The 409-nt window shown below is 56.2% G+C and carries 1 pseudogene; it reads left to right on the top strand.

What is annotated here, in order from left to right:
• Window positions 1-110 precede the first annotated feature (110 nt).
• A pseudogene (locus tag AC2Q9J_RS17620) lies at window positions 111-409 on the top strand (pilus assembly protein PilM); the annotation flags it as partial.

Raw genomic sequence — 409 nt, forward strand, 5'->3', positions numbered from 1 at the left:
TTCAACGCGATCGGGACACGAACTTCATCAACTCGACAGACGTGACGCTCCGATGGCCAATCGTGACGGGTCTCGTCGCCCTTCTCCTTGGAGGAGGGGCAGCCGGATACTTGTACTATGAGGTCGGCCAACTTGAGGCAGAACAGACGCGAATCGAAGAAGAGTTACAGCTCGTTCAAATTTATCAAACGGAACAAGTGAATTCGAAAGCGCAACAAGTGCTCTCGCTCGACCAGACCGTGACGGCGTTGACCGACATGGAAAAGGATGCGGTGCCGGCCCTGCGCGCGTTGACTGAGCAGTTGCCGCCGACGGGCTACGTCTTGACGTATAACTACGCGGACGGCTCCATCATGAGCGTTCGGACCCAGTTCGAGACGTTAGAGGACTTGAACGCATTCCAGCGCTC

The sequence above is a fragment of the Planococcus sp. RAB007_Raresut genome, assembly GCF_057369535.1.